Raw genomic sequence first — 3,233 nt, forward strand, 5'->3', positions numbered from 1 at the left:
TGGATGGACGAGGCAGGAGCGATGAGCGCCATGCACTTCTCCGGTGAGACGTGCGTGACCGCGCACATGGACGAGGTGAATTTCAAACGCCCGATCGAGGTCGGGGATATCGCTCTAGTTAAGTCGTACGTCTACCAGGCCGGCGAAAGCAGCATCCGCATCCGGACACGCGTCTTCCGTGAGAACCCCGGCAAGGCCGAAACCAAACTGACGACCGAATCCTACCTCGTTTTCGTGGCTATCGACGAGGACCGTACTCCAACGACGGTTCCCGAACTGACCGTGTCCACGGACCAGGGCGAGCGATTACGGCAGGACGCCCTCGAAGACGCCCCGCAGTAAGCGAACCGAGAGACGTCCTGAATCTCGAACATCCGCCGGTCGAACGGGCCGCTACCGGACGACCGTAACAGGGACCGTCGCCCGCCGGACGACGGTTTCGGCGACGCTACCGAGGAGGATACGCGAGACGCCTTTCCGGCCGTGGCTTCCCATTACGATGGCGTCGGCGTCCGTTTCCTCGGCGAACTCCACGATCTCACTGGCTGGACGCCCCACGACGATCTCGGTTTCGAGGTCGGCGTCGACGAGGTCCGCCGCCTTCGCGAGCAGTTCCTCGGCCCCCTCCTCGGCTTCCTCGTACCACTCCTGCCAGTAGCCCGGCAGGGCCGCTTCCGGCGAGGCGTCGTATCCCGCTTCGACGAAATCCAGCACGTGTAGGAGGACGATGTCGGCGTCCTCGTGGGTGTCGGCCGCATGCTGAAGCGCCTTCTTCGATAGCTCCGACCCGTCGTATGGGACCACTACGCGCATACTCGGTCGTTCACCCCGGAGAGGCTTAAACGTAGGTCGTGGCAGACACGGGGGACGATAGGGCGACCTGTCGACCACCGACCGATCGGCTACTGTTTAGGGGCCAGCGACCGAACGGGGTGTATGGGACTCGACGTCGAGACGCCACCGGTGCCGGAGTTGCCCGAACTGGACGCGGACGCCTACGACGACGTGGAGGTACAGGGCGACGAATACCGGCGCGAGGAGATCGAGGAGTTGCTCCACGAGGGCGCGTGGGCCGACGCGTTCGAGGCGTGGGCCGCGGAGACGGACCTCGACGCCGAGGCGTTCGATATCGCGGTCGACCTCGGGATGTTCGAGGAGTTCGACTTCTTCTGGGACGATTTCGCCGACCGGGTTGGATATCACGCGCCCGGTATCCCCGAAGACTGGCGGGAGCGTGACCTCCATCCGGAACTCGATTCGTGGGAGACGGTCTCGGGTATCAACGCGTCGATGGCGGAGTTCGGCGAATCGGTGAGCCAGACGCTCAAACAGGAGTACATAGACTGGGAGGCCGAATACGAGGCCCCCGACGACCTCCCGGACTTCTAACGGGGATTACTCGCGAGGCACCGAGAGGTTCTTCATACTACTGCCACAGTCCGGACAGCAACCCGAACTACGGCCGTCGATACGGACCCCACAGTTGCAACACTCGTACACCGGGTTCTTCGGCGTGTACGGGTCAGTGAACATATGACAGTGTGAACCAATCACACATAAAGCTATTTCCCTATATTCACCTAGAACGGGAATAAGTCCTTATACATCACCTCTATTCCCGAATACCGTTCGATAATATCCAATATAAGACACTAAAACCGTTCGTATGTTGTATGCATCGATGTACTCGCGGCGATGGTCGATTCGACGGCGTCGTCGAAGGTGTCCCGGGCGGCACCGGCTTCGATGGCCGGTGACTCCGAGAGGGCGAGGACGACGAAGCGGTACTCGTTGTCGTCCGGGGCCTCGTGACACGGCGACCGGTAACCGATCGACCCTTCATCGTTTCGGCCCTGTTTTGCCCCCGCTATGGCATCGGGTTCGGGGTCCGGAGCGATGTTCTCGGGGACGTCGAGTGGGCCCTCCGCCGGAAGGTCCCACAACAGCCAGATGGTACTCGGTCCCGAGGCCGGGTTGATACTCTGGAGCCACTCGCCCGTGATAGCGACCGATTCCGTCCGGTCTGGGAGCCCCTCGACGCGGAGCGGCGGGGAGACGCCCGCACCGTCGCAGGTGTACCGTTCGGGGATGGTGCCGTCCTCGAAGGTCGGGGCCCGAATGGAGAGGCCGTTCCGGTCGGGAGGGTCGCCCCCGATCGTACAGCCGCCGACCGTCGCGGCACCGACCGTCGCCAGCAGGGCGCGCCGTCGCATACCGGCGTTTCGGCCCACGCCGTCAAGACCCCTCCGGGTTCGACCAGGAATCGCTGGACGAACGTCCATCGGCGCCGACAGGGCGGACAGTTGATTACGGTGGCCGACGTGGAGACAGATATGAGCACGGAGATCGTCCCCCCGAAGGAACGAACCTGCGAGAAGTGCGGTCGGAAGGACGTCTGGGATTCCGAGGCCGAAAACTGGGTCATCGCCGAGGAGGACGGCGAACGACAGGTCGGCAACCGCCACTGCATCCACGAGTGGGACATCAACGGCCAGTACAACCCCGTTGCGGGGAAGGCCGACGTCGACGCTGATGCCGACGCGGGCGCCTGAGCGATGCCGACGGTCTACATCACTGCACCGCCGTCGGCCGCCCCGGAACTCGCGGAGACACTCGTCGAAGAGCGACTCGCGGCCTGTGTCAACCGATTCGACTGCCGCTCGACGTTCCGCTGGGAGGGAGATATCGTCCGTGAAGACGAGGTGATACTGCTGGCGAAGACCACCGACGACCGATACGGCGACCTCGAAGCCCGCGTCGTTGACCTCCACCCCTACGACGTCCCCTGTATCGAGCGCTTCGATGAGGACGTCGCGTTCGACCCGTTCGACGAGTGGCTCCACGACTGCGTGGAGGCGAATTAGTAAGTCTAATAGATACTTACGTTATAACGAAGGTTTCCTTAGCCGTTCGACAATATTAACACGCCAAAGCGACAACTCGTGAGTGATGAGTAACTCCGACCAAGACTGGTGGCCGAATCAGTTGAACGTAGACATACTCGACCAGAACGCCCGCGACGTCGGTCCGATGGAGGAGGACTTCGACTACGCGGAGGAGTTCCAGAAACTCGACCTCGAGGAAGTAAAGGAGGACCTCGAAGACGTGATGGCGGATTCGAAGGACTGGTGGCCGGCTGACTACGGTCACTACGGGCCGCTCTTCATTCGGATGGCGTGGCACAGCGCCGGCACCTACCGAACCACGGACGGCCGCGGCGGTGCCTCCGGCGG

Annotated in this window: 7 protein-coding genes and 1 pseudogene; 5 read left to right on the forward strand and 3 right to left on the reverse strand. The window is 62.6% G+C overall.

Annotated features, from left to right (window positions below; all coding sequences use genetic code 11):
• The coding region (locus V5A53_RS14030; RefSeq protein WP_332314237.1) for an acyl-CoA thioesterase at positions 1–342 on the forward strand (342 nt) is incomplete at its 5' end.
• Between the two features lie 51 nt (positions 343–393).
• On the opposite strand, the gene V5A53_RS14035 is transcribed toward V5A53_RS14030, so the two are convergent.
• On the reverse strand, positions 394–813 hold the full coding sequence (locus V5A53_RS14035) for a universal stress protein (RefSeq protein WP_332314238.1): 420 nt from the start codon (positions 811–813) through the stop codon (positions 394–396).
• 123 nt (positions 814–936) lie between these two features.
• Here V5A53_RS14035 and V5A53_RS14040 point away from each other — a divergent pair, with 123 nt between their 5' ends.
• A complete protein-coding gene (locus tag V5A53_RS14040; protein ID WP_332314239.1) occupies positions 937–1,389 on the forward strand; it encodes a hypothetical protein in 453 nt (150 codons plus the stop codon).
• Positions 1,390–1,395: 6 nt separating this feature from the next.
• Here V5A53_RS14040 and V5A53_RS14045 read toward each other — a convergent pair whose 3' ends face one another.
• Both V5A53_RS14045 and V5A53_RS14050 read right to left on the reverse strand, forming a co-directional pair.
• Positions 1,396–1,533 (reverse strand): rubrerythrin-like domain-containing protein, encoded by a 138-nt coding sequence (locus V5A53_RS14045; RefSeq protein WP_332314240.1) that lies wholly within the window; start codon positions 1,531–1,533, stop codon positions 1,396–1,398.
• A 119-nt stretch (positions 1,534–1,652) separates the two neighbouring features.
• On the reverse strand, positions 1,653–2,213 hold the full coding sequence (locus V5A53_RS14050) for a YbhB/YbcL family Raf kinase inhibitor-like protein (RefSeq protein ID WP_332314241.1): 561 nt from the start codon (positions 2,211–2,213) through the stop codon (positions 1,653–1,655).
• Between the two features lie 120 nt (positions 2,214–2,333).
• Between V5A53_RS14050 and V5A53_RS14055 the strand changes: the two genes are divergently transcribed.
• The 3 genes and pseudogenes from V5A53_RS14055 to V5A53_RS14065 form a co-directional block, all read left to right on the forward strand.
• The gene (locus V5A53_RS14055; RefSeq protein ID WP_332314242.1) at positions 2,334–2,552 is read left to right on the forward strand and encodes an HEWD family protein; all 219 of its coding nucleotides are present in this window, start codon (positions 2,334–2,336) and stop codon (positions 2,550–2,552) included.
• 3 nt (positions 2,553–2,555) lie between these two features.
• Positions 2,556–2,864 carry a divalent-cation tolerance protein CutA gene (gene cutA, locus V5A53_RS14060; protein ID WP_332314243.1) on the forward strand — a complete coding sequence of 103 codons (309 nt, stop codon included), beginning with the start codon at positions 2,556–2,558 and terminating at the stop codon, positions 2,862–2,864.
• An 85-nt stretch (positions 2,865–2,949) separates the two neighbouring features.
• Positions 2,950–3,233: pseudogene (locus tag V5A53_RS14065) on the forward strand (catalase/peroxidase HPI); the annotation flags it as partial.

It is taken from the genome of Natronomonas sp., from assembly GCF_036625485.1.
Classification (GTDB): domain Archaea; phylum Halobacteriota; class Halobacteria; order Halobacteriales; family Haloarculaceae; genus Natronomonas.

Excerpts from the sequence above, each read along its gene's own strand:
- V5A53_RS14055 (WP_332314242.1), top strand. The coding sequence starts at position 2,334 with ATGAGCACGGAGATCGTCCCCCCGAAGGAACGAACCTGCGAGAAGTGC.
- V5A53_RS14040 (WP_332314239.1), top strand. The coding sequence starts at position 937 with ATGGGACTCGACGTCGAGACGCCACCGGTGCCGGAGTTGCCCGAACTG.
- V5A53_RS14050 (WP_332314241.1), bottom strand. The coding sequence starts at position 2,213 with ATGCGACGGCGCGCCCTGCTGGCGACGGTCGGTGCCGCGACGGTCGGC.
- cutA (WP_332314243.1), top strand. The coding sequence starts at position 2,556 with ATGCCGACGGTCTACATCACTGCACCGCCGTCGGCCGCCCCGGAACTC.
- V5A53_RS14035 (WP_332314238.1), bottom strand. The coding sequence starts at position 813 with ATGCGCGTAGTGGTCCCATACGACGGGTCGGAGCTATCGAAGAAGGCG.
- V5A53_RS14045 (WP_332314240.1), bottom strand. The coding sequence starts at position 1,533 with ATGTTCACTGACCCGTACACGCCGAAGAACCCGGTGTACGAGTGTTGC.